Source organism: Massilia sp. TWR1-2-2, from assembly GCF_049897565.1.
Classification (GTDB): Bacteria; Pseudomonadota; Gammaproteobacteria; order Burkholderiales; family Burkholderiaceae_D; genus JAFCUW01.
This window is the reverse complement of sequence record NZ_JAFCWM010000003.1, coordinates 258,400-283,214: the sequence shown is the minus strand read 5'-3', so window position 1 is coordinate 283,214 and position 24,815 is coordinate 258,400. Positions and strand designations below refer to the sequence as shown.

At 63.6% G+C, this 24,815-nt stretch carries 25 protein-coding genes, 1 rRNA gene and 1 pseudogene; 17 read left to right on the top strand and 10 right to left on the bottom strand.

What is annotated here, in order from left to right:
• The 3 genes and pseudogenes from rrf to rtcA all read left to right on the top strand — a co-directional run.
• Positions 1–111 (top strand): 5S ribosomal RNA (gene rrf / locus ACP7DD_RS04900); the annotation flags it as partial.
• A gap of 172 nt (positions 112–283) precedes the next feature.
• Positions 284–1,520 (top strand): annotated as a pseudogene (locus tag ACP7DD_RS04895) (RtcB family protein).
• Between the two features lie 10 nt (positions 1,521–1,530).
• Positions 1,531–2,559, top strand: a complete 1,029-nt coding sequence (gene rtcA, locus ACP7DD_RS04890; RefSeq protein ID WP_426173580.1) for an RNA 3'-terminal phosphate cyclase — start codon at positions 1,531–1,533, stop codon at positions 2,557–2,559.
• Positions 2,560–2,592: 33 nt separating this feature from the next.
• On the opposite strand, the gene ACP7DD_RS04885 is transcribed toward rtcA, so the two are convergent.
• The 9 genes from ACP7DD_RS04885 to ACP7DD_RS04845 form a co-directional block, all read right to left on the bottom strand.
• A complete protein-coding gene (locus ACP7DD_RS04885; RefSeq protein WP_426173579.1) occupies positions 2,593–3,450 on the bottom strand; it encodes a lysophospholipase in 858 nt (285 codons plus the stop codon).
• On the bottom strand, positions 3,450–3,794 hold the full coding sequence (locus tag ACP7DD_RS04880; protein ID WP_426173578.1) for a DUF1840 domain-containing protein: 345 nt from the start codon (positions 3,792–3,794) through the stop codon (positions 3,450–3,452). Before ACP7DD_RS04880 ends, ACP7DD_RS04885 begins: the two co-directional genes overlap by 1 nt.
• An 80-nt stretch (positions 3,795–3,874) precedes the next feature.
• The gene (locus tag ACP7DD_RS04875) at positions 3,875–5,437 is read right to left on the bottom strand and encodes a putative ABC transporter permease subunit (protein WP_426173577.1); all 1,563 of its coding nucleotides are present in this window, start codon (positions 5,435–5,437) and stop codon (positions 3,875–3,877) included.
• Positions 5,434–6,171 (bottom strand): ABC transporter ATP-binding protein, encoded by a 738-nt coding sequence (locus tag ACP7DD_RS04870; protein WP_426173576.1) that lies wholly within the window; start codon positions 6,169–6,171, stop codon positions 5,434–5,436. The genes ACP7DD_RS04875 and ACP7DD_RS04870 overlap by 4 nt, the downstream gene beginning before the upstream one ends.
• A 65-nt stretch (positions 6,172–6,236) precedes the next feature.
• On the bottom strand, positions 6,237–6,752 hold the full coding sequence (locus ACP7DD_RS04865; RefSeq protein WP_426173575.1) for a hypothetical protein: 516 nt from the start codon (positions 6,750–6,752) through the stop codon (positions 6,237–6,239).
• 187 nt (positions 6,753–6,939) lie between these two features.
• Positions 6,940–7,740 (bottom strand): hypothetical protein, encoded by an 801-nt coding sequence (locus ACP7DD_RS04860; protein ID WP_426173574.1) that lies wholly within the window; start codon positions 7,738–7,740, stop codon positions 6,940–6,942.
• Positions 7,741–7,996: 256 nt separating this feature from the next.
• Complete coding sequence (locus ACP7DD_RS04855) at positions 7,997–9,514, bottom strand: YifB family Mg chelatase-like AAA ATPase (protein ID WP_426173573.1); 1,518 nt, start codon at positions 9,512–9,514, stop codon at positions 7,997–7,999.
• A gap of 101 nt (positions 9,515–9,615) precedes the next feature.
• Positions 9,616–10,080 carry a nuclear transport factor 2 family protein gene (locus tag ACP7DD_RS04850; RefSeq protein ID WP_426173572.1) on the bottom strand — a complete coding sequence of 155 codons (465 nt, stop codon included), beginning with the start codon at positions 10,078–10,080 and terminating at the stop codon, positions 9,616–9,618.
• A gap of 135 nt (positions 10,081–10,215) precedes the next feature.
• Positions 10,216–10,500: an accessory factor UbiK family protein gene (locus ACP7DD_RS04845; protein WP_426173571.1), complete on the bottom strand. Its 285-nt coding sequence runs from the start codon at positions 10,498–10,500 to the stop codon at positions 10,216–10,218.
• Positions 10,501–10,766: 266 nt separating this feature from the next.
• Between ACP7DD_RS04845 and ACP7DD_RS04840 the strand changes: the two genes are divergently transcribed.
• The 12 genes from ACP7DD_RS04840 to ACP7DD_RS04785 all read left to right on the top strand — a co-directional run bounded on the left by ACP7DD_RS04840 (position 10,767) and on the right by ACP7DD_RS04785 (position 22,337).
• Positions 10,767–11,513, top strand: coding sequence for a TorF family putative porin (locus tag ACP7DD_RS04840; protein WP_426173570.1), 747 nt, complete (start codon positions 10,767–10,769; stop codon positions 11,511–11,513).
• A gap of 10 nt (positions 11,514–11,523) precedes the next feature.
• Complete coding sequence (locus tag ACP7DD_RS04835) at positions 11,524–11,862, top strand: P-II family nitrogen regulator (RefSeq protein WP_099788297.1); 339 nt, start codon at positions 11,524–11,526, stop codon at positions 11,860–11,862.
• Between the two features lie 11 nt (positions 11,863–11,873).
• Positions 11,874–13,472: an ammonium transporter gene (locus ACP7DD_RS04830; RefSeq protein WP_426173569.1), complete on the top strand. Its 1,599-nt coding sequence runs from the start codon at positions 11,874–11,876 to the stop codon at positions 13,470–13,472.
• A 140-nt stretch (positions 13,473–13,612) separates the two neighbouring features.
• The gene (gene gshA / locus ACP7DD_RS04825; RefSeq protein WP_426173568.1) at positions 13,613–14,914 is read left to right on the top strand and encodes a glutamate--cysteine ligase; all 1,302 of its coding nucleotides are present in this window, start codon (positions 13,613–13,615) and stop codon (positions 14,912–14,914) included.
• 164 nt (positions 14,915–15,078) lie between these two features.
• The gene (gene gshB / locus ACP7DD_RS04820; protein ID WP_426173567.1) at positions 15,079–16,038 is read left to right on the top strand and encodes a glutathione synthase; all 960 of its coding nucleotides are present in this window, start codon (positions 15,079–15,081) and stop codon (positions 16,036–16,038) included.
• A 1-nt stretch (position 16,039) separates the two neighbouring features.
• Complete coding sequence (locus ACP7DD_RS04815) at positions 16,040–16,447, top strand: PTS sugar transporter subunit IIA (protein WP_426173566.1); 408 nt, start codon at positions 16,040–16,042, stop codon at positions 16,445–16,447.
• A gap of 65 nt (positions 16,448–16,512) precedes the next feature.
• Positions 16,513–16,782, top strand: coding sequence for an HPr family phosphocarrier protein (locus ACP7DD_RS04810; RefSeq protein ID WP_426173565.1), 270 nt, complete (start codon positions 16,513–16,515; stop codon positions 16,780–16,782).
• A 41-nt stretch (positions 16,783–16,823) separates the two neighbouring features.
• Positions 16,824–18,569: a phosphoenolpyruvate--protein phosphotransferase gene (gene ptsP, locus ACP7DD_RS04805; RefSeq protein ID WP_426173564.1), complete on the top strand. Its 1,746-nt coding sequence runs from the start codon at positions 16,824–16,826 to the stop codon at positions 18,567–18,569.
• Positions 18,570–18,647: 78 nt separating this feature from the next.
• Positions 18,648–19,811: a homoserine O-succinyltransferase MetX gene (metX, locus tag ACP7DD_RS04800; protein WP_426173563.1), complete on the top strand. Its 1,164-nt coding sequence runs from the start codon at positions 18,648–18,650 to the stop codon at positions 19,809–19,811.
• A complete protein-coding gene (metW, locus tag ACP7DD_RS04795; RefSeq protein WP_426173562.1) occupies positions 19,808–20,428 on the top strand; it encodes a methionine biosynthesis protein MetW in 621 nt (206 codons plus the stop codon). The genes metX and metW overlap by 4 nt, the downstream gene beginning before the upstream one ends.
• A 68-nt stretch (positions 20,429–20,496) precedes the next feature.
• Positions 20,497–21,411, top strand: a complete 915-nt coding sequence (locus tag ACP7DD_RS04790) for a M48 family metallopeptidase (RefSeq protein ID WP_426173561.1) — start codon at positions 20,497–20,499, stop codon at positions 21,409–21,411.
• 2 nt (positions 21,412–21,413) lie between these two features.
• Positions 21,414–22,337 carry a pseudouridine synthase gene (locus ACP7DD_RS04785; RefSeq protein ID WP_426173560.1) on the top strand — a complete coding sequence of 308 codons (924 nt, stop codon included), beginning with the start codon at positions 21,414–21,416 and terminating at the stop codon, positions 22,335–22,337.
• Here the strand turns inward: ACP7DD_RS04785 and ACP7DD_RS04780 are convergent.
• Entirely contained in the window at positions 22,325–23,095 is a 771-nt protein-coding gene (locus tag ACP7DD_RS04780; RefSeq protein WP_426173559.1) for an exodeoxyribonuclease III, read from the bottom strand. The genes ACP7DD_RS04785 and ACP7DD_RS04780 overlap by 13 nt on opposite strands.
• A gap of 89 nt (positions 23,096–23,184) precedes the next feature.
• Here ACP7DD_RS04780 and pyrE point away from each other — a divergent pair, with 89 nt between their 5' ends.
• Positions 23,185–23,847: an orotate phosphoribosyltransferase gene (gene pyrE, locus ACP7DD_RS04775; RefSeq protein WP_426173558.1), complete on the top strand. Its 663-nt coding sequence runs from the start codon at positions 23,185–23,187 to the stop codon at positions 23,845–23,847.
• Between the two features lie 128 nt (positions 23,848–23,975).
• Positions 23,976–24,815 carry a substrate-binding domain-containing protein gene (locus ACP7DD_RS04770; RefSeq protein ID WP_426173557.1) on the top strand — a complete coding sequence of 280 codons (840 nt, stop codon included), beginning with the start codon at positions 23,976–23,978 and terminating at the stop codon, positions 24,813–24,815.

Genomic DNA, 24,815 nt, shown 5'->3' with positions numbered 1-24,815 from the left:
TGATGACCATAGTAAATCGGTACCACCCCTTCCCATCCCGAACAGGACCGTGAAACGATATTACGCCGATGATAGTGCTGCAACCAGTGTGAAAGTAGGTTATCGTCAGGCTAGTTATAAGAGAAAAACCCCAGCAGAAATGCTGGGGTTTTTTTTCGTCTGGTGGTGTGTGAGTCGCGGATTCAGGTGATGGAGCCTGCCTTGCCAAAACCTTCTCCGCTGCGGCCTTGGCGGAAATTTTACGGTACCTTGTTATCTGCGAGTTCGATGAGACATACCTGAGATGAAAAACGCAAACTACGATGTCATGCAGTCGCCCGGCGCGCAGCCGGTCAAGATGTGGACCCAGGGCGTTCCGGTCGAAGAATCGGCCCGGCAGCAACTGGCTAATACCGCGCGCATGCCGTTTATCTACAAGCACATCGCAGTGATGCCGGACGTGCACCTCGGCAAAGGCTCGACCATCGGCAGTGTCGTGGCGACCACGGGCGCGGTGATTCCGGCAGCGGTGGGAGTCGATATCGGTTGCGGCATGATGGCCGCCAAGACCACGCTGACCGCCAATGACCTGCCCGATAGCCTTGGCAAACTGCGCAGTGCGATCGAGCGCGCCATTCCGCACGGCAGTTCGCCGAAGACGCGCGGCCAGCGCGGCCGTGACGAAGGCGCATGGAATACGCCGCCGGCGCCGGTCGACCTGGCGTGGGGACAGCTCAAGGACGAATTCGACGCCATTTGCCTGAAGGCGCCCAAAACTGAAGAACACGAATAACTATCGCCATCTCGGCACGCTGGGAGGCGGTAACCACTTTGTCGAGGTCTGTCTCGATGAAGTCGGATTTGTGTGGCTGATGCTGCACTCCGGCTCGCGCGGCGTGGGCAATGCGATCGGCACGCACTTTATAGAACTGGCCAAGCAGGACATGCGTACGCACTTCGTCAATTTGCCGGACCAGGAGCTGGCGTACCTGAATGAAGGCACGCAGCACTATGACAATTACATCGAGGCGGTGGGCTGGGCGCAAAAATTCGCCCGCACCAATCGCGAGGTGATGATGCAGAACCTGATCGCGGCGGTGCGCACGGTGATCTCGAAGCCGTTCGAGACCCATGTCGAGGCAGTCAAATGCCACCACAACTATGTGCAGAAAGAACGCCACTTCGGTCGCGATGTGCTGGTAACGCGCAAAGGAGCCGTGTCGGCGCGCAGCGGCGAATTGGGGATTATTCCGGGCTCGATGGGCGCGAAAAGCTTTATCGTCCGCGGCAAGGGAAACGAAGACAGCTTTCAAAGTTGTAGCCATGGCGCCGGGCGCACCATGAGCCGCACCGAAGCGAAGCGTCGCTTTACCCTGGCCGACCAGGTTAGCGCAACCGAGGGCGTCGAATGCCGCAAGGACGCCAATGTCATCGACGAGATTCCGATGGCGTACAAGGATATCGACGCGGTTTTGCACGCGCAGCGCGACCTGGTGGAAGTCGTTCATACCCTTAAGCAGGTGGTATGCGTCAAAGGGTAAGAAAATGGGAATGAGCGCAATTGAAATCGATGGCTCGCAAGGGGAGGGCGGCGGACAGGTATTGCGCACCTCGCTGACGCTGTCGATGATTAGCGGCCAGCCGTTCAGGATGGCGAATATCCGCGCGCGACGCGCCAAGCCTGGCCTGATGCGCCAGCACCTCGTCGCGGTGCAGGCTGCGGCGCGCGTCAGCGATGCGGCGGTGACCGGCGCCGAAGTCGGCTCGCAGGCACTCACTTTCGTCCCCGGGCCGATCAAATCGGGCGACTACGAATTCGCGATTGGCACCGCGGGCAGCTGCACGCTTGTACTGCAGACGATTCTGCCGGCGCTGCTGCATGGCGACGCCGCGTCGACCGTGCGTATTACTGGCGGCACGCACAATCCGATGGCGCCGCCGGTTCAGTTTTTGCAGCGTGCCTACTGCCCGCTGATGCGCGCGATGGGCGCGGAAATCGACATCGACATGCTGCGTGCCGGCTTCTATCCGGCCGGCGGGGGCGTCGTGCGCGCAACGGTAAAGCCGTGCGGTAAATTGCGACCGCTCGAACTCATCTCGCGTGGAAAGTACGTTTCCGGCTATGCCGAACGTATCGTCGCCGGTGTTTCACCCAGCGTTGCACGGCGCGAGCTCGAATGCATCGGCGCCGCCATGCGATGGGACGGGCCGCAATTGCGCGAGTGCGTCCTGCCCGCCGAGCAGGGTCCCGGCAACGCCGTGCTGATCACGCTCGAATACGAACACGCGACCGAAGTTGTTGTCGCTTTCAGCGAGAAGAAGGTCGGGGCGGAAGATGTTGCAAAAGCGGCGCTGCGGGAAGCGCGCAGATACGTCGCGTCGAACGCGGCGGTCGGCGAGCATCTTGCCGACCAGATCATGCTGCCGTTGGCATTGGCCGGCGCGGGCCGCTATTCGGTCGCCAAGGTGTCGCAGCACGCCCGCACCAACGCCGACATTATCGCCAGATTCCTGCCTGTGCGCATTTCGTTCGAGGACGGCGACAACTGTGCCATGTGCAGCGTCGCGCCGTCGACTTAGCACTCCCCTTCGCAGCGCGAACTTATTGGCGCCTCAGCGCTGCTGACGCGCCAGCGCCGTGTGCTCCAGCCATCCCTTCAGGTCGGCAAACGGCCTCGTTGTATCGACCTCATTGAAAATCTCGTGGTACATGGCGTCGTAGACATGCATCTGCGCCAAGCCTGGTGGCAGCTTGGCGAAGAAGCGTCTGCTTCCCGCCGGGTCGACGAGGCGATCGTCGCCGGCGACCAGCATCAGTGTGGGAATCGCCAGCGCTGCGGCATGCAAAGCGCAATACTCGGCCGAGAACAGCATCGAGCGCAGCAGTCGCGCGCTGATCCTGCCATGCACCAGCGGATCTGCTTTGTAGGCGGCGGCGATTTTAGCGTCGTGCGAGAGAAATGCAGTCTTCAAACCGCTCGGCACCGCCAGTGTGGGCGCCAGTTTCTCAAGCACCGCCAGCATTTTCAAATCCAGCGATGACACTCGCAGCGCCAGCGCCGGCGACGACAGGATCAGGCCGCGCAGTGGCGACTTGTGCGCCAGCGCGAAGTGAGCGGCGAACAGCCCACCCATGCTATGGCCGAACAGAAACGGCGGCTGCGCAAAGCGCGCCGCAAAATCGTCGATGATGATTTCGGCATCCTGCAACATCGGATTGCCATTGATGACGTCGCCGCGCTTGCCTTGCGATCGTCCGTGCCCCCGGTGGTCGTAGCAACGCACCGATAAACCGCACTCGTTGAAGAAGCCGGCGAGATGCCGGTATCGGCCGCCGTGTTCGCCCAGCCCATGCATCAGCACGACACTGCCGCGCGCCTGCGATGCCGGCAGCAGGTAGTCAGTGACGAACAGCCTGGTGCCGTCGGCTGCACTGAGCTGGTGGCTCTTCAGGGCCACCAGCTGCGTCATTACACGCCCCAGAGGACGTCGTGACCGCCGTTGCGCGCCGCGCGCAGCATTTCCAGCAATGGGTATGCGCGGGTCGCGAAACTGACCACTTCCATGCCCTCGTGATCTTTGTCCTCGTTGAGGTCGCCATGATGCGCGTGGACGTCGCGCTGCACATCGTCGGACGCCCGATGCTTGCGCGATTCGGCGATCTCTTTCTCCAGCACTTCGACGGCGCGAGCCGCTTCTGCGGCTGTGATGACACCGCGGCTGGCGTCCTTGCCGAGCAGGTCGAGCATGCGCTTGGCGTGCTCTTTGTACATGGTGACTTCGGCTGCTGCTTTGGAGGTAAACGTGATTAACATAGATACTTTCTGATTGTGCGCTGCAATGACGAAACGATAACACGTCTTCCTATTCTGGTCACCTTACACGCGTGCGACGCTCAGTCTTCACGCCGGCGCAAGATCCAGGCTGCCAGCAAGAGGGCGATCGTTGCGGCAAACAGCAAAGCGGCGACCAGCAGCATCCAACCGGGGAAGCGTGTTTCGCCGCCGGCCATCAGCAACAGGTAGGTCAGTCCGGACCAGGCAAAGCCGTTGAGCGTCTCGAGCGTGTTGCTCAGCAAATTTCCCTTGGAGCGCTTCTTGAAGTCGCCCCGCGCTGCCGGCCGGCCGCACCACATGGCGATCAGCGCCGATGTTGTCACCGAAGCGACCACGGTGGCGCACATCAGCATGGCCGCGCGCGGATCGCGCGCCAGCACCCACAGCATCGGCACGCTCACCAGCGCGAGCGCCGGCATGGTGACGGCCGCAAGCTTGGCACGCCGGATCGTGTGCATGCTCGACGGTGACGCGTGCAGCAGGTCCGGCGCATCCTCGGCCGACATGATGACCCAGGCCAGCGCCGCCGTCAGCGAGCCGGCCAGGAAGGTCAGTCCCGCGGCGATACCGGCCACCTGCGTGCCGCCCTTAAATATCAGCACGAAAAATAGCGGCAGCATGTACAGCAGCTGCAGCATCACCTGCGAGATCAGTTGCGGGTCGCGCGCGATCAGGCGCCATTCCTTGACAATGATGACGTGCGTCAAGCTGCGGCCGAACTGGTACCGCTGGCCGCCGGCCGGCGCCGCCGCCGCACGCACCAGGCTCACTGCCTGCTGCACCCCGTGCACGAAGAAGCGATGCGTGAAGCGCACCGTCAGTGCGAACATGGCGATGGCGACGAGGCTGAACGCCAGCAGTGCGCGCGGGTCACCGAGGACTGCCTGGCCCGGCAACCAGACCTGGCTGTCAGGGCCGAAGGTGGCGCCTGGCGCGAGCATCGGCGCAAACCAGGCGCCGACCTTGGCGCGAAAGCCCCCCGAGCTGTTGGCGAACACCTGCGACAACAAAAAGAACATCGCGCCCGACAACGCACCGAGCACCTGCGCAACAACGCGCGTGCGGCGCACGCCGAACAGCCGTACCAAGCCTAGCGTCCCCAGCATCGACAGCGAGGCCGCCACCGTTGCGGTAGCGAGCACGACCGGGTAGATGCCGAGCCAGCGGTAGTGGCCCAGCAGCAGCCCGATGTGCGCGAACGGCGTCAGGAAAAACAGGAACACGCCGGCAATGCCGATGACGATGCCGGCCAGCCGCACGATCAAGATGCCGCGCGACGACAACGGCGACGACAGCAGCAGATCCATGTCGCCGCGTTCGAACAACACCTCGACGCTTGCCTTCAGGCCTTGCGCCAGCATCAGGCTCGCCAGCGCTGCGTACACGCCGGTGAGGCCCATGATCAGCAGGTGCGGAATCTGCATCGTGCCGTCCGGCAGTTTGCTCAGCATGAAGTAAGCGGCCGCGTGGATCGCCAGCGTGATGACCGCCCACAATGCGATCGCCTTCTTGCTCAGGCCGCGCGTGGCCGCGCCTTTTTTGGAGCCGTAGCCGGAATTGAAAAACAGCATGCGCACTTCATGCTTGAGCAGCCAGAGCGCGCTGCCGGCGGGCGCCTTCAAGACTGCCCCGTCAGTTGCAGGAAGACATCCTCCAACGTTGCCCCGCCGGCCTGGCTGCGCAGTTCGTCCAGCGTTCCTTCGGCGATCAGGCGGCCGTGCTCGATGATGCCGATGCGCTGCGCCAGCCGCTCCGCCACTTCAAGGATGTGGGTAGTCAGGATCACGGTGCCGCCGCCGTTGACGTGATCGACCAGCAAGTCCTTGACCTGGCGCGCGGCCGCGGCGTCGAGGCCGGTGAGCGGCTCGTCGAGGATCAGCAGCTGCGGTTCGTGGATCAGGGCGCCGGCCAGCGCGAGCTTTTGCTTCATTCCGCGCGAAAACCCTTCGGTCAGCTCATGGGCGTGCTTGGTCAGGTCGAGCCAATCGAGCAGCTTGCGCGCGCGCGGTTCGGCCTCCGCCGCGCCAATGCCCCACAGGCCGGCGATGAACTCGAGGTACTCGGTCGGCTTGAGTTTGGCATACAGCATCAGGTCGTCCGGCAGGTACGCCATGGCCTGCTTGGCGCCGGCAGGATTGGCCGCCAGGTCAATGCCGAATACTTCGACCTTGCCCGCGTCCGGCGCGAGCAGGCCCGCGACCATGCGCAAGGTGGTGGTCTTGCCGGCGCCGTTCGGCCCCAGCAGCGCATACAGTTCGCCGCGCCGCACCGTCAGGTTGAGCTGGTCGACGGCGGGCCGGCCGAAGTGCTTGGTAAGCGCAGTCAGCTGCAGCGCGGCGCGGACTTCATTGGTCATCAGGAGATCCGATTCGAAAAGAGGGAAGCACGGCGCCGCGCGAGTGGCGGCGACGTCGCCGAGGTTCAGAGCAACTTGAACGACGACATGAACTGGTCGACATGTTCGGGCGACATGGCCTTTTCCTTGCCCATCACGATCACCTGGTAAAAGCGATTGTCGCGCGCCTCGAAATGGCCGACCAGCTTCATCGGCGTGCCGTTGCGGATGCCGGTTGCCTCGATATCGATCGATGCGCGCTGCGAGTTGCCGGCCGGTCCCGCGGACGCCGCTGTCGACACTTTTTCCTTGGTGATGGTGGCGCCAATATTGCGCACCAGCGCAGTCTTCATCGCATCGAGTGCTGCCTGCGCCTTGGCCGCGTCCGGTGCTTGCGCGCTGCCGACGGCGAACGTCGTGCCGTCGATATCGACCGCCGTCATGGTCATCTCGACGGGCAGGCCGTTGATGTCGATCTTGCGCTTGTGGAGGTCGGGCTTGTCGGGGAACATCGCGCGAAACGGCGCGTCCTGGCTGCTGTAATCGCGCCAGTTGTAGGTAGGGGAGCAGGCGGCCAGCAGGCTGGCGGCGAGCACGGGCATCAGTATTGATTTGATCAGGGAAAGTCGCATGGCCAGATGGTAGCAGGAGCGGTGTTGCCGCGCTACCTCACGGCTGCCTTTTGGCGAGGCCGCTAGCGAACGTCGCTGCCTGCAAGGTGGCGTACGAAAAGCATTCATCGTTTCCCGCTGCAATTAGGTGAACAGTCGGAGTTCTCGCTACCGAAACTCACAGGGGGCACCGGGCTTCGTGATTGTATTGGACCGGCTTGATTAATTCAGCCATTAATGTGGCAGCGACAGCGGTTAGCTGCACGATAGCTTGATGGAGCGGCTTATACATCGGCGAAAATTCGGCTGGCATGGCTTGCTGCTTTTCTTTCAATGCATCCACCAGTCGCTGGGATTCGGCAAGTGCGGAATCGTATCTTGCCTGAACAAACGGCACCGCAGCCGTCATTAGCTTCGCCATGTCGGCTGCGTGCGCCCACTCACGATTGGCCATACTAATGGCGTGGTGATGCTCCCTGCGCCACATTTGGAATGCCGAATAAGTCTGATCCAGCGCATTCATCTCGTTGGCAAACTCTGGAAAGTATAGCGTGTTAATTTGCTCCACGATGGACATCGGCTCTTTCGAGCGGCGGTCGATATCGCCGACAATCTCAGCGGATGATAGATACGTTTCGATTGTGCGTGAAACTGTGAAAAGTGCCGTGACCATCTCTTCCAGCTTCGTCCTGCGCAGTGTCCTCAGTTCCTTTTCTGTCCAGTCGCTATGCGCGATTCGCACCTTGACATTTTCAGTTTCTGCGGTTACTTCAAGAAGCTGGCATAACGTCGTTTGAAAAGCGGCATTAGTCGCAATCTGTTTTCCTTGCTCCTTAAAAAAGCTCGACACAACAGCGCCCGCCGCCATGCAGATAAGTAATAGTGCTGCGAGAACGATATAGAACCTATAGTTGTCGGCCGAGGCATTACTTGCAATCAGTTGTGCAAGGGTGGAGAGATTGATCGGAGTAGCACTCATGGATTTCTTTCGACGAAGTAGTCCGATCTCATGAATGGACTAGACGGTTTCAAAGCGGCGCGTAGGAGCGTTGTCGACCTACGGAAGTGTCTGGCGTCGGCAAAGGACTTTCGGGCAACACAACAAGAAAGGGTTTTTCGAATTGTATTCTAGAAACGACCGTCAGGCAGGGATCCTGCGACCAGCTATGCCGACAACAAGCAGCCGCCAGTTCAGATAAAGTAGCTTCGATCGGTCGAGGCATTGCCGTAGGTCCTTACCGCTCCCGCAAGCTGCGCCGGTACTGAATCGCCTCAGCCACGTGCGCCGCCGAGATGCGCTGCGTGCCGGCCAGGTCCGCAATGGTGCGCGCCACCTTCAGCACGCGGTGATACGCCCGCGCCGACCAGTGCAGATGCAGCATCGTGGTGCGCAGCAGCTTGTCGCCTTCGCCGTCGAGCTTGCAATGCTGATCGATCTCGCGCGTCGTCAGGCGCTGGTTCGACTTGTCCTGGCGCTGCTGCTGCAACACGAAGGCATGCGCCACGCGCGCCGCGATGGTGGCGCTCGGCTCGCCGTCGGCGCCGGCGCTCATCGTGTCCGGCGCCATCGCTCCCACTTCGATCTGCATGTCGATGCGGTCGAGCAGCGGCCCCGAGATCCGGTCCTGGTAGCGCGCGATCGCCTCGCTGCTGCAATGGCACTTGCCCGACGGGTGGCCGAGATAGCCGCATGGACACGGGTTCATCGCCGCGATCAGCTGGAACCGCGCCGGAAAGTCAGCCTGATGCGCCGCGCGCGAAATGGTGATGTTGCCCGACTCCATCGGCTGGCGCAGCACCTCCAGCACGCGCCGGTCGAATTCCGGCAGTTCGTCGAGGAACAGCACGCCGCAGTGTGCCAGCGAAATTTCGCCCGGCCGCGGCAGATTGCCTCCGCCCACCAGCGCCACCCCGGACGAGGTGTGATGCGGACTGCGGTATGGCCGCACTTTCCAGTTGGCCGCGCTGAAGCCGCGCGTCAGCGACTGCACCGCCGCCGACTCCAGCGCCTCCTCGTCTGTCATCGGCGGCAACAGGCCGACGAAGCGCGACGCGAGCATCGTCTTGCCGGCGCCGGGCGGACCGACCAGCAGCAAGCTGTGCGAGCCGGCGGCGGCCACTTCCATCGCACGTTTGGCGTGCTGCTGTCCCTTTACGTCGGAAAAGTCGAGGTAACAGGGCGGCTCGCCAAGCGGCTTGTTGCGATGCCGCTGCAGCCGGCTCGCTGGGTCCGCGGCGGCAAAGTGAGCGCACACTTGCAATAGCGTCTCCGCCGGATAGATCTCCGCTTCGCCCATCAGTGCGGCTTCCTCGGCATTGGACAGCGGCAGGATGAAGGCACGGGCGGCGCGGTCGCGCGAGCGGTGCATCGCGAACGTCATCGCCAGGGCGCCGCGGATGGGTCGCAGCAGACCCGACAGCGACAGCTCACCGGCAAACTCGTACTTGTCGAGGTCGAGGCCGGGAATCTGACCGGACGCGGCCAGGATGCCGAGCGCGATCGGCAGGTCGAAGCGTCCCGACTCCTTCGGCAAGTCGGCCGGCGCAAGGTTGATCGTGACGCGCCGGTTGGGAATATCGAAGCCGGCATTATGCAGCGCGGCGCGCACGCGTTCCTGCGACTCGCGCACCTCAGTCTCCGGCAACCCAACCATCAAGAATTTCGGCAGGCCGTTGGCAAGATGCACCTCGACGCTGACGGCCGGCGCATCCATGCCCGCCAGGGCGCGACTTCTCAGGACGGCTAAACTCATGGATTCCTCTGGCTGATCGTCGGGGGTTGCCAAAGTGTAGGGGGACTGAAGGGCCGGCGCTTGAGAGAGGACATACGTGCGCGCCGGCGGTACGGCGATGCCTAGCGCAATCCTGGAGTGGCGTTATCGGCAGTGGCGCCCGGCACGCTTTGCATCGCGCCAAAGCAGAGCTGGTAGGCCACCGCCGCCTTGTGCGTGTCGTTGAACTCGGTGAACTTGAGGACTTCGCCGTTGGCGATATGGAAGATGTGGCAGAAGTCGGAACGCAGGTACTCTTGCGTGGCCTTGATGGCCCACTTATAGTGCCCAGTCACCACAACACGGTCCTCTTGCGCGGTGAACTCCATCGGACGAAATTCGCGCGCTTCCTGCAGAGCGCTCATGATGCCGAAGAACTCGGCGACGGCCTGGCGGCCGCGCCGCTTGCCAGTGAACGGAACTCCATCGACCTGTGGCAATTCCCAGGCGATGTCTTGCGCCATCATCGACAGCAGCTTGTCGATGTCGCCGTTGACGAATGCGTCGTAGCACTGCTGTACCAGCTGAATGTTTTCCTGCTCGCTCATGATCTTCTCCTTATAACAGGACGATAGATCTTCTATTCTCGTTCGCGCAGGCCGACTGCCACCCGATTGGCGCAAAGTAGCACGCGTCGGGAAGCGCTGAACGGCGTTCAGGCGAGCAGTGGTGCAATCATTGGATCAAACTGGTGCGTCACCCGCCGCGCTCGATTTCATGATGATCGGCTGCGACGCAACCCGCGCTTCCAGCAACGTCATGCGCGTCTCCAGCTCCTCGAGCTTCGCGCGCGTCTTCGCCAGCACCTGCGCCTGGATGTCGAACTCCTCGCGCGTCACCAGATCAAGCTTGGAAAAGCCCTGGGTCATCATCGCCTTGACGTTCTTTTCGATGTCCTTGGCCGGCGATTTTTCGATCGCCTGGTTGATCTTGCTCTGCAAGTCGTTGAAGAAGGTGTTCATGTCCATGGTCTGTTCCTGGTGAGAGCGCTGGTGCATGCACCGTCTTAGTGCGTCGCAGCCTTAATTCGGTGCGCACGCCTGCGCGGATCGTGCACTGCACAATTACTACTGTTGATTTGTAACGAAATTGGGTCGGCACAGCAAAAAATCAAGCGCCGTCGGGCAAATTTACGCTGGCACGCATTCTGCTAATGGAAAGGTGACCATCGCAGTTATGCAAGCCAAATTCTAAACCGCATCCGCCATATCCGTTCAATTAATAGGGAATCGCCATGAAAAACTTGATGAACCAGTCGAAATTTGCCGCAGCGATCACTCTTGCCCTGGCCTCGCTGGCTGCCGCCAACGCCCACGCCGAGGATGCCAAGCCGGCCGACGAAGTGACGTTCAACGCCGCCATCACTTCCGATTACCGCTATCGCGGTGTATCGCAGTCGCGCCTCAAGCCGGCCGTGTCCGCCGGCGCCGACTACGTCAACAACCCGACCGGCTTTTACCTTGGCACCTGGGCGTCGACCATCAAGTGGACCAAGGATGCCGGCGGCGACGGCGATATCGAATGGGATATCTACGGCGGCAAGCGCGGCGAGATCGCGCCGGGCATCAGCTACGACGTCGGCGGCCTCTACTACGCCTACCCGTCGAACGGCCTGCCAACCAGCGCCAATACCTTCGAACTGTACGGCCAGGTCGGCTACGGTCCCGGCTACATCAAGTATTCGCACTCGACGACGAACCTGTTCGGCACCTCCAACAGCAAGAACAGCGGCTACCTCGACATCGGCGCCAACTTCGAAGTGGCCACCGGCCTGGTGCTGAACCTGCACGCCGGGCGCCAGAACGTCAAGAACAACGGCGTCTATTCGTACACCGACTACAAGATCGGCCTGACCAAGGACGTCGGCTTCGCTTCCGTGTCGCTGGCGCTCATCAACGCCGACACCCGCGCCTACGTCAGCCCGGCCGGCAAGAACCTCGGCAAGACCGCTGCCGTGCTGACCGTGTCGAAAACTTTCTAAGGGGACTAGTATGAAACTGATCACCGCCATCATCAAACCGTTCAAGCTCGACGAGGTGCGCGAAGCGCTGTCGGCAATTAACGTGCAGGGCATCACCGTCACCGAGGTCAAGGGCTTCGGCCGCCAGAAGGGGCACACCGAGCTGTACCGCGGCGCCGAGTATGTCGTCGACTTCCTGCCGAAGACCAAGATCGAGGCCGCCGTCGACGACGCCATCGTCGAGCAGGCGATCGAAACGATTGAAAAAGCGGCCCGCACCGGCAAGATCGGCGACGGCAAAATCTTCGTGTACAACCTCGAGCAGGTCGTCCGCATTCGTACCGGCGAGACCGGCAACGAAGCACTTTAGGGGGAATCCAGATGCATAAAAATATAACAAAGTGGTTGTCCGGGGTAGCCGTGGTCGTCGCCATGAGCGGCGCCATCAGTGCCAGCGCGCATGAGGCGGCCAGTCACCAGGGCGCCGACCATGCAGCGCCGACCATACTGGCGCAGGCCGACACCCAGCCCGCCACCGCCGCCGCGCCTGCCGTCGCTGTCACGCCGGTTGACGCGCCGCCTGCGGCCGCGCCAGTGGCAGTGCCGGTCGTCGCCGCCGAAGCCGCACCGGCCGCCGCGCCGGCCGCGCCCGTCGCCAACAAGGGTGACGTGAGCTGGATGTTCATCGCCACCATCCTCGTCATCATGATGTCGATCCCTGGCCTGGCGCTGTTCTACGGCGGCCTCGTGCGTTCGAAGAACATGCTGTCGGTGCTGCTGCAGGTATTCATGATCTTCTCCGTCATCATCGTCCTGTGGTGCCTGTACGGTTACTCGCTCGCCTTTACCGAAGGCAGCGCCTTCATCGGCAAGTTCGACCGCGCATTCCTGTCCGGCATCTGGAATCCGGCGACGGCAACGTTCTCCTCGGCGGCCACCTTCAGCAAGGGCGTCGTCATTCCCGAGTTCGTCTTCGTCGCCTTCCAGGGCACCTTTGCGGCAATTACCTGCGCGCTGATCGTCGGCGCCTTCGCCGAGCGGGCCAAGTTCACCGCCGTGCTGTTGTTCATCGTGCTGTGGTTTACCTTCGGTTACTTGCCGGTCGCCCACATGGTCTGGTTCTGGACCGGTCCGGATGCCATCAAGGACGCCGCAACCCTGGCAACCGAATCGGCCAAGGCCGGCTGGCTGTGGCAGAAGGGCGCGCTCGACTTTGCCGGCGGCACCGTGGTCCACATCAACGCCGCTGTCGCTGGCCTGGTCGGCGCCATCATGATCGGCAAGCGCGTCGGCTACGGCCGTGAATCGATGGCGCCGCACTCCCTGACGATGACGATGATCGGCGCCTCGCTGCTGTGGGTGGGCTGGTTCGGCTTCAACGCCGGCTCGGCACTGGAAGCGGGCGACGTCGCCGCGCTGGCCTTCATCAACACCTTGCTCGCTACCGCCTGCGCCACCATCTCGTGGGTATTTGGCGAATGGATCACCAAAGGCAAGCCGTCGATGCTGGGCGGCGCGTCAGGCGCGGTTGCAGGCCTGGTGGCCGTCACCCCGGCCTGCGGCTTCGTCGGTCCGATGGGCGCCTTGGTCATTGGCCTGCTCGCTGGTATCATCTGCCTGTGGGGCGTGAATGGCCTGAAGCGCATGATCGGCGCCGACGACTCGCTCGATGTGTTCGGCGTGCACGGTGTTGGTGGTATTCTCGGTGCGCTGCTGACGGGCGTGTTCGCTGCGCCACAACTGGGTGGTCAGGGCATTTTCGACTACACCACCAACAAGATGTCGGCCGATGCTTATTCGATTGGCAACCAGGTATGGATCCAGGTGCAGGCGGTCGGCACCACCATCATCTGGTCGGCAGTCGTGTCGGTGATTGCCTATAAGCTCGTTGACCTGGTGGTCGGCCTGCGCGTACCGGAAGAAGAGGAACGGGAAGGGCTCGACATCACGAGTCACGGCGAATCCGCCTACCACGCCTGATCCATCTGAGCTTTCTGGGCCGCGCAAGCGGGCCTTCAGGCGCCCTGTGGGGCGCTTTTTGCATTGGCGCTCCTTTAAATTGCTCGTTTCGCCCCGATTTACGGTTTTCACCATACTCAGAAGTCTGAAGGACGTCATTCATGGTTCCCCACCTCGTCACGGCCCTGACTGGCCCGCTGCTCGACCTAGAGAAGAAAATCCTCGAGGCCACGCCGGCCATCGAACGCTGGTTCCGCATGGAATGGCAGGAGCACACGCCGCCGTTCTACTGCTCGGTCGACCTGCGCAACGCCGGCTACAAGCTGGCGCCGGTCGACACCAACCTGTTCCCTGGTGGTTTCAACAATCTTGCTACCGAGATGTTGCCGCTGTCGGTGCAGGCCGCCATGGCCGCGATCGACAAGTATTGTCCCGACGCCCGCAACCTGCTGCTGATCCCCGAAACCAACACGCGCAACCCGCACTACCTGCAAAACGTCCAGCGCCTGATGCAGATCTTCCGCCAGACCGGCCTGCACGTGCGGCTCGGTTCGCTGTCGCCGGAAATCACCCAGCCGACGCCGCTGGCGCTTCCCGACGGGAACATGCTGGTCGTCGAGCCGCTGGTGCGCTCGGCCAACGGCCGCCGCGTCGGCCTGGTCGACTTCGATCCTTGCACCATCTTGCTCAACAACGACCTGTCGGCCGGCATCCCGTCTATCCTGGAAAACATTCACGAGCAGTCGCTGCTGCCGCCTGTGCATGCCGGCTGGGCCATCCGTCGCAAGAGCAACCACCTGGCCGCCTATGACGAAGTGGCCAAGAAGTTCGGCAAGCTGATCGATTTCGATCCGTGGATGGTCAACCCGTTCCACGCCAAGTGCGGCGAAGTGAACTTCGAGGACGACAACGGCTCCGAGTGCCTGGCCGACAACGTCAGCATGTTGCTGGCCAAGATCCGCAAGAAATACAAGGAATACGGCATCAAGGACCAGAAGCCGTTCGTCATCGTCAAGCCCGACGCCGGCACCTACGGCATGGGCATCCTGACGGTAAAGGACGCCAACGAGCTGAAGGACCTGAACCGCAACCAGCGCGCGCGCATGTCGGTCATCAAGGACGGCGTGGCCGTCAGCGACGTCATCATCCAGGAAGGCGTGCCGACGTTCGAGAGCATCAACGGCGCGGTGGCCGAGCCGGTGGTCTACATGATCGACCGCTACGTCGTCGGCGGCTTTTACCGCGTGCATGCCGAGCGCGGCGTCGACCAGAACCTGAATGCCCCCGGCTCGCAGTTCGTGCCGCTCGCGTTTGCCCAGCAGCACGCGGTGCCGGACCTGAAGGCCAAGCCCGGCACGGCCGCGCCGAACCGTTTCTACGTCTACGGCGTGGTAGCCCGGCTGGGGCTGCTGGCCGCCTCGCTCGAGATGGAGCGCACCGACCCCAACCCGGAAGTGTATTAAGGGGGCAGACCCGATTTTTCTTTTAAAGGCTCTGACGGAGACGCCGAGTCCCCGGTGTAGGTGGCGCCGGCAACACCGGGGTCGGACCCTGCCATCTCTGCCATCCCCGGCGGAAATCCCCGTTTCCGGCTAAAATCGAACCATTAGCCTGATCGGAATTTCCCATGAAAATCGCATTCCTCGCCGATCCGCTGTCCGGATTCAAGATCTACAAGGATTCCACCTTCGCCATGATGCGCGAAGCGGTCAGGCGCGGCCATCGCATTTTCGCCTTCGAACAGCGCCACATGGCGCTCGAAGACGGCATCGTCACCGCCGACGTCACCGAAGTCACCCTCACGGGCGAGCCTGACGAGTGGTACCGCCTTGGCGCCCAGCAAACGACGCGCCTGTCCGAATTCGACGCCGTCCTCGAGCGCAAGGACCCGCCGTTCGACATGGAATACGTCTACGGCACCCAGCTGCTCGACATCGCCGAAGCGCAGGGCGCACGCGTGTTCAACAAGCCGTCCGCCATCCGCGACCACAACGAAAAGCTGGCTATCCTGCAGTTCCCCCAGTTCACTTCCCCGACCCTGGTGTCGTCCGACCTGGCGCGCCTGCGCGCATTCCATGCCCAGCATGGCGACGTCATCTTCAAGCCGCTCGACGGCATGGGCGGCGCCGGCATCTTCCGCATCAAGGACGACGGCATGAATTTGGGCTCGGTCATCGAAACGCTCACCGAGCTGGGCACGCGCACCATCATGGCCCAGAAGTTCATTCCCGCCATCGTGCACGGCGACAAGCGCATCCTCGTCATCGACGGCAAACCGGTGCCGTTCGCGCTGGCGCGCATCCCGCAGGGCGACGAAGTGCGCGGCAACCTGGCCGCCGGCGGCATCGGCCGCGCCCAGCCACTGACCGGGCGCGACCGCGAAATCGCCGAGGCGCTCGGCCCTTTGCTGGCCGCCCGTGGCCTGTTGCTGGTAGGATTAGATGTTATTGGGGAATTCTTGACGGAAGTGAACGTAACGAGCCCGACCTGTTTCCAGGAAATCACCGACCAGGCCGGCTTCGACGTGGCGGCGATGTTCATCGAGGCGCTCGAGCGCCGCGTCGGACAAGCAGCAGGACAAGGTTGATATGGTCGGCATTTTGTTGTTAACCCACGCGCCGCTCGGCAAGGCGTTCATCGAGGCGGTCGCCCACGTGTTTCGCGGCCCCACCGAGCGCTTCGAGGCGATCGACGTGGCGGCCGACCAGGACACCGCCGAGGTGCACGAGCTGGCGCGCGAAGCCGTCGCCCGCATCGACGACGGCAGCGGCGTGCTGGTCATCACCGACATCAAGGGCGGCACGCCGTCGAACTGCTGCAATTCGCTGGCGCTGCCCGGCCAGGTCGAAGTCATCGCCGGCATCAGCCTGCCGATGCTGCTGCGCGCGATCACCTACCGCCGCGACACGCTCGACGTGGTGGTCGAGATGGCGCTGGCCGGCGCCCAGAGCGGCGCAGTCAGGGTCGACAACCGGATCCGCGTCGGCCCGGAATAGGGACGGCCGCCGCGCGGCCTTCCTTCCTTTGTGAGTGTAGTTCTGTGTGATTGAGACGATAAAACATGATTCAACAAGAACTAGAAATTATCAACAAGCTGGGTCTGCACGCGCGCGCCTCCGCCAAATTCACCCAGCTCGCCGCCAAGTTCCAGAGCGAGATCTGGCTCACCCGTAACGGCCGGCGCATCAACGCCAAGTCGATCATGGGCGTCATGATGCTCGCCGCCGGCAAGGGCGCCAAGGTCACCCTGGAAGCCGACGGGGCCGACCAGGCGGCCGCGCTGGCCGCGCTCACTGGCCTGATCGCCGACAAGTTCGGCGAAGGCGAGTAAGCCAGGTGTATAGCGCGCGCCATTCCAATTCAGGACCATCGATGGCATCGTTTACGCTTCACGGAATTCCTGTCTCCCGCGGCATCGCGATCGGCCGCGCTCACCTGCTCACGCCCGCCGCGCTCGACGTCAAGCACTACCTGGTACCGGAGGAGCAGCTCGAAGCCGAAGTCAAGCGGCTGCAGGATGCGATCGCCGAAGTGCACCGCGGGCTGCAGGCGCTGTGGACCGACCTGCCGCGCGACGCCCCTACCGAACTGGGCGCCTTCATCGACGTCCATGCGCTGATCCTGTCGGACCCCTTGATCTCCGAAGCGCCGCTCGACATCATCCGCTCGCGCCATTACAACGCCGAGTGGGCGCTGGTGACCCAGATCGACGAGCTGTCGGCGCAGTTCGACGAGATCGAAGACGAGTACCTGCGCGAGCGCAAGGCCGATATTCAGCAGGTCGCCGAGCGCGTGCTGAAGGTGCTGATGGGGACCGCCCAGCTGCAGCCGGCGCCGGTGACGACCGACGCCTACCAGCCGCAGATGATCGTCGTCGCCCACGACATCTCGCCGGCCGACATGCTGCAGTTCCGCGACCGCTCCTTCATCGGCTTCGTCACCGACGTCGGCGGCCAGAACTCGCACACCGCGATCGTCGCCCGCAGCCTCGACATCCCGGCCGTCGTCGGCATGTCGCAGGCGTCGCAGCTGATCGAGCTGGACGACTGGGTCATCATCGACGGCGACGCCGGCGTCGTCATCGCCAATCCGAGTCCGCTGGTGCTCGAGCAGTACCGTGCGCGCCAGGTCAGCTTGCAAAAGGCGCGCAAGAAGCTCCTCAAGCTGAAGAAAACGCCGGCCATCACGCTTGACGGCACGCCGATCACGCTGCTGGCCAACATCGAGCTGCCCGACGACTGCCCCGGCGCGCTCGAACAGGGCGCCGCCGGCGTTGGCCTGTTCCGCTCCGAGTTCCTGTTCATGGGCCGCGCCGGCCATGCGCACCGGATTCCGAGCGAGGACGAACAGTTCGAGCAGTACCGCAAGGCGGTGGTGGCGATGAAGGGCCGGCCGGTCACTATCCGCACCCTCGACATCGGCGCCGACAAGCCGCTCGACCAGACCGAGCACACCGCACTCAATCCGGCGCTCGGCCTGCGCGCGATCCGCTACTGCCTGGCCGAGCCGCAGCTGTTCCTCACCCAGCTGCGCGCGATCCTGCGCGCCTCCGCCTACGGCAAGGTGCGCCTGCTGATCCCGATGCTGGCGCACGCGTTCGAGATCGACCAGTCGCTGGCGATGATCGAGCAGGCCAAGGCGCAGCTGCGCGAAGCCGGCCACAAGTTCGACGACAAGGTCGACGTCGGCGCCATGATCGAAATCCCGGCCGCCGCGCTGGCGCTGCCGATGTTCGTGCGGCGCATGAATTTCCTGTCGATCGGTACCAATGACCTGATCCAGTACACGCTGGCGATCGACCGCGTCGATTACGAGGTGGCGCACCTGTACAATCCGCTGCATCCGGCGATCCTGCAGCTGATCGCGATGACGATTGCCGCCGGCCAGAAGGCCGGCATCGACGTTGCCGTGTGCGGCGAGATGGCCGGCGACGTCAAGCTCACTCGCCTGCTGCTGGGCATGGGCCTGCGCGAATTCTCGATGCACCCGGCGCAGCTGCTGGCGGTCAAGCAGGAGATCCTCGGCAGCGACCTGACCAGGATCACGCCGCAGACCCGCAAGATCCTGCGCTGCATGGAGCCTGCCGAAATCGCCGAAGCCGTCGAACGGCTAGGGTAGGGGTCAGACCCCGGTTTTTCAGTTAGGGGTCTGACCCCGGTGTCAGTCGGCGCCCCAATTTAACTTCTGTAGAGTCTCATGGCATCCATTGGAATAGTCTCCCCGCTAGCGATGCACTTCGCCGAACCACTGCGCCTGCAAAGCGGTGCGCAGCTGGCCGGCTACACGCTCATGTACGAAACCTACGGCAGCCTCAATGCCGACAAGTCGAACGCGGTGCTGGTGTGCCACGCCCTCAACGCTTCGCATCACGTCGCCGGCGTGTACGCCGACGACCCCAAAAAAGTCGGCTGGTGGGACAACATGGTCGGCCCCGGCAAGCCGCTCGACACCGACCGCTTCTTCGTCATCGGCGTCAACAACCTCGGCTCCTGCTTCGGCTCGACCGGCCCGATGCACGACAATCCCGCCACCGGCAAGCCCTACGGCGCGTCGTTCCCGGTGGTGACGGTGGAAGACTGGGTCGCCGCGCAGGCGCGCCTGGCCGACGTCCTTGGCATCGAGCAGTTTGCCGCCGTGATGGGCGGTTCGCTCGGCGGCATGCAGGCGCTGGCCTGGTCGATCATGTACCCGAAGCGCCTGCGCCATTGCGTCGTCATCGCCTCGACGCCGAAGCTGTCGGCGCAGAACATCGCCTTCAACGACGTCGCCCGCCAGGCTATCCTTTCCGACCCCGACTACCGCGGCGGCGACTTCTACGCCCACGGCGTGGTGCCGAAAAACGGCCTGCGGGTGGCGCGCATGGTTGGCCACATCACCTACCTGTCCGACGACGACATGGCGGAAAAATTCGGCCGCAAGCTGCGCAACGCCGCCGAAAGCAACGATTACAAATTCGACTTCGGCATCGACTTCGAGATCGAATCCTACCTGCGCTACCAGGGCGACAAGTTCTCCGAATACTTCGACGCCAATACCTACCTGCTGATCACCAAGGCGCTCGACTACTTCGATCCGGCACGCGGCTTCAATGGCGACCTGACGCGCGCGCTGGAGGACACCGAAGCGGAGTTCTTCGTCGCCTCGTTTACCACCGACTGGCGCTTTTCCCCGGAACGCTCGCGCGAGATCGTGCAGGCGCTGGTGTGCAACCGCCGCCGCGTGACCTACGCCGAGATCGACGCGCCGCACGGCCACGACGCTTTCCTGCTCGACGACCCGCGCTACCTGAACATGGTGCGCGCGTGGTACCAGCGCATCTGGGACGTGACCAACCAATCGACGACGACGGAGCACGCATGAATTTCCAGGAACTGTCCAGCGCGCGTCCGGACCTCGCCTTCATCGCCCACTGGGTGCCGGGCGGCGCCCACGTGCTCGACGTCGGCTGCGGCGACGGCGCCATGCTGAGCTACCTGCAGAGCGACAAGGGCTGCACCGGTTACGGCATCGAGATCGCCGACGACAAGCTGCTCGAATCGGCCCGGCGCGGCATCAACGTCATCCAGCAGGACATGGAGAAGGGCCTGGCCATCTTCGGCGACAATTCGTTCGACACCGTGCTGTGCCTGTCGTCGCTGCAGATGATGCAGCACGTCGAAGCGCTGCTGCGCGATATCGTGCGCGTTGGCGCCGAGGCGATCGTCTCGTTTCCCAATTTCGCCTACTGGCCGCACCGCGTGGCGCTCGCGCGCGGGCGCATGCCGGTGTCGAAAGCACTGCCGTACCAGTGGTACGACACGCCCAACGTGCGCTGCGCCACCATCTACGACTTCGAGGAACTGGCCGCCGAATGCGGACTCGAAGTGCTCGAGCGCGTCGCCCTGGCCGAAGGCGGGCGCCCGGTCTCGTTCCTGCCCAACCTGCGCGGCAGCCTGGCCGTCTTCAGGCTGCGCAAGAAGGAGCGCCGCCTGGCGTGATCGCGTGTGCTGCCTCCGCCCGATTTCTGCGATGATGCGTTGTCAAAAATAGCACCATGGAACCAGCAATGATCAAACTCAAGCGCTTCGCCGCCGTTGCCGCGCTGTGCGCCCTGGCTGCCTGTGACCGCGCCAAGGAAGCGCCGGAGTCCGGCCCGGCCGCCACGGAGCAAACCCAGGTCCAGGACGGCATCGCCGTCAAGCCGCTGTCGAAGTGGCGCCACCTCGAGCCGGAAAAAGCGGTCGACCAGCAGGCCTCGCAGCAGTACGCCGGCCTGATCGCCCAGGCGCGCCAGGCCGGCGCGCTGATCCCGGACGAGCATCCGCAGGTGGGCCGCCTGCGCGGCATCGCCAAGCGCATCATCCCGTTTACCGAACGCTGGAATCCGCAAGCGGCGCAATGGAAGTGGCAGGTCAACCTGCTCAATTCGGAACAGGTCAATGCCTTCTGCATGCCCGGCGGGCGCATCGCCTTCTTCACCGGCATCCTGACGCAACTCAAACTGACCGACGACGAGGCGGCCGCCGTGATGGGTCACGAAATCGCCCACGCGCTGCGCGAGCATGGCCGCGAACGCGCCGCCAAGGCCACCGCCACCGGTGTCGCCAGCCGCATCATCGGCTTTGGCCTGTCGGCCTGGCTCGGCGTCGATCCGCGCCTGACAGATACTGTCGCCAGCAGCGCGGGCCAGCTGGTGGTGCTCAAATTTTCCCGCGACGAGGAACGCGAGGCGGACCTGATCGGCCTCGACCTGGCCGCGCGCGCCGGCTTCGACCCGCGCGCCGGCATCGCCCTGTGGCGCAAGATGGGCGCGCTCAACAAGCGCGCGCCGGTCCAGATCCTCTCGACCCACCCGGGTGGCGAGGAGCGCATCGTCGAGATGGAACGGCACATGAACGTGCTGCTGCCGCTGTACGCGCGCGCGCAAGGCGTCAGCGTCGACAAGCTGCCGCCGTACCGCACCGCCGCGCTGTCGAATTGAAGATGGGACGCCAGGCCGCGATCAATGCGCTGGTGCCGCTGCCGATCATGCAAGGCGTGGCCCCGAGCTACCTGTGGCTGCCGCAGGGCAGCGCTGGCCTGATGCTCGATTTCCTGGTAACGCGCTTTCCCGACATTGGTGCCGACGCCTGGCGCTCGCGCATGGCGCGCGGCCACGTCGTCGACGGCGACGGCTTGCCGCTCGCGCCGGCCAGTCCCGTGCGCGCCGGCTCGCGCATATGGTATTACCGCGAGCTCGATGCCGAAACCCCGATCCCGTTCTACGAGCGGGTGCTTTTCCAGGACGAGCACCTGGTGGTGGTCGACAAGCCGCACTTCCTGCCGATGGCGCCGGCCGGCCGCTTCCTGCACGAGACGCTGCTGGTGCGCCTCAAGCTCAAACTCGGCATCCCCGACCTGGTGCCGATCCACCGGCTCGACCGCGAGACCGCCGGCGTGGTGCTGTTTTCGCCGAACGTCGGCAGCCGCGGCGCCTACCAGTCGCTGTTCCAGCAGCGCGGCGTGTCGAAGGAATATGAAGCGCTGGCCGCGCCGATCGACGGCCTGGCCTATCCGCACACGCGGCGCAGCCTGATGGTCGAGGGCACGCCGTTTTTCCGCATGCAGGAAGTGAAAGGGGAACCGAACTCGGAGACCATCGTCGACATGATCGGCATGCGCGGCGAGCTGGCGCTGTACCGCTTGCGCCCGCACACCGGCCGCAAGCACCAGCTGCGTGTCCACATGGCGGCGCTGGGAGCGCCGATTCACAACGACGCCTTCTATCCGGTAGCGCAGCCGTGCCGCGGCGACGACTTCACGCGCCCGCTGCAGCTGCTGGCGCGTTCGCTCGAATTCCTCGATCCGCTCAGCGGCGCGGCGCGCCGCTTCGCCAGCGAACGCACGCTTGGTGATTACAAGGTGTAGTCGATGATCAGCGGCGCGTGGTCCGAGAAGCGCTCGTCCTTGTAGATCGATACCGTATGCGCCTGCGACGCGATGCCCGGCGTGGCGACGTGGTAATCGATGCGCCAGCCGACATTCTTGGCCCAGGCCTGGCCGCGGTTGCTCCACCAGGTGTACTGTTCATCGCGCTTGTCGATGCCGCGATGGACGTCGACGAAACCGCACTCGTCGAACACGCGGGTCAGCCACGCGCGCTCTTCCGGCAAGAAGCCCGAGTTCTTCTTGTTACCCTTCCAGTTCTTCAGGTCGATCTCGTTGTGGGCGATGTTCCAGTCGCCGCAGATGACGACTTCGCGCCCCTCTGCCTTCAGTTCCAGCAGATGCGGCAGGAACGTCTCCATGAAACGGAACTTGGCGACCTGGCGCTCCGGCGACGACGAGCCGGACGGGCAGTAGACGGAGATGATCGTCAGGTTGCCGAAATCGCAGCGCGTGTAGCGCCCTTCGGCGTCGAATTCGGCGCAGCCAAAGCCGGTACGCATCGCATCTGGCTTGGTCTTGCTGTAGACGCCTGTGCCGGAGTAGCCCTTCTTCTCGGCATAGTGGAAGTGTCCATGGTAGCCGCCGGGCATGAGGAATTCCTCTGTCATGTCGCCGTGCTGCGCCTTCAGTTCCTGCACGCAGATAAAGTCGGCTTGTTGCGCCGCCATCCAGGTGAAAAAGCCTTTTTTGTGGGCGGAGCGGATTCCGTTGAGGTTGGCGGAGATAATTTTAGGCATGGTTCCAGACGCGAAGAAAAGGGCAGGGCGGTGGCGCGCAATGTGTCCCGGGATTAAAATACAGCCACTTTCAATCGACAGGGATCATCGTGGACAATTTGCGGCAACAGTTTATCGCGTTTTCAGTCGCCGCGGGCGTATTGCGCTTCGGCGAGTTTACGACCAAGGCAGGACGCCTGTCGCCGTATTTCTTCAACGCCGGCCTGTTCCACGAAGGCCGGACACTGGCGCAGCTGGCACAATTCTACGCCCAGACGCTGCTCGACTCCGGCGTCGAGTTCGACATGCTGTTCGGCCCGGCCTACAAGGGCATCACGCTCGCCTCGGCCACCGCCGTCGCGCTGGCCGGCAAGGGCCGCAACACAAGTTTCGCCTTCAACCGCAAGGAAGCCAAGGATCACGGCGAGGGCGGCACCATCGTCGGCGCCAAGCTGCAGGGCAAGGTCGTCATCATCGACGACGTCATCTCGGCCGGCACGTCGGTGCGCGAATCGGTCGCCATGATCCGCGCCGCCGGCGCCGAGCCGGCCGCGGTGCTGATTGCGCTCGACCGCATGGAGCGCAGCGGCAAGGACGGCGCGCTGTCGGCCAGTTCGGCGGTGCAGGAAGTGCGCCGCGAGTTCGGCATCCCGGTGATTTCGATCGGCAACCTCGACGATTTGTTTGGCTACCTGTCCGCTGGCGCCGTCGATCCGCAGCTGGCGCACTACCGCGCGGCCGTGGCGCACTACAAGGCGCGCTACGGCGTGTAGGCGCGGCCCTGAGCGCCGCGGCGGCGCGCACGCGAAGTGTTGGCGTACGGTCACAAGTTTCCTAGAGGCACGCATTGTTGCGGTGGTTTTGTGTGACAATGGGTTTTTTGAACGAGGCGACTGGAAGTATGCTGAATTCGCCAAACTGTCTTGCCGTGATCGGCCTCCTTGCTCTCGCGCTTGCCAATCCCGCGCGCGCCGAAACGATCAAAGTGGGCGGCACCGGCGCCGCGCTGGGCACGCTGCACCGCCTGGGCGACGCCTTCGAGCGCCTGCATCCCGAGCACCGGATCGTCGAAGTGCCCAGCCTGGGCAGCAGTGGCGGCCTCAAGGCGCTCGCCGTCGGCGCCATCGCGTTGGCCGTATCCGGACGCGAGCTGACGGCGCAAGAGACGCAGGCGGGCCTGCAGTCGGTGCGCTACGGCAGCACGCCGTTCGCCTTCGCTGCCCACCCCGGTACGCCCGACATCGCGCTGTCGAAGGCGCGCCTGGCCGACATCTATGCCGGCCGTCAGCTGACATGGCCGAATGGCCAGCCGATTCGGCTGGTAATACGCCCCCGCACCGAAGGCGATACGGCGCTGCTGCGCACCATCTCGCCGGCGATGGATCTCGCTGTCGACCAAGCACTGGCGCGGCGCGGCATGGTCGTGGCGGTCACCGATACGGACTCGGCCGACCAACTGGAAAAGTATCCGCATTCGCTGGGCAGCACCACGCTCGCCCTGGTCAGCTCAGAGCAGCGCCAGATCAAGCTGCTCGCCATCGACGGCATCGCACCGTCGGTCGAAGCGCTCGTCAACGGCAGCTATCCGTATGTCAAGCATCTGCACGTGGTAGTGGCGTCGAATGCCTCGCCGGCCACCCGGCAGTTCCTGCAATTCATGCTGTCGACCCAAGGGCGCGATATCCTGCGCGCTCTCGGTCATCAGACCTATTGGCCGCGCGAGGCAACAGCGCCGCCATGA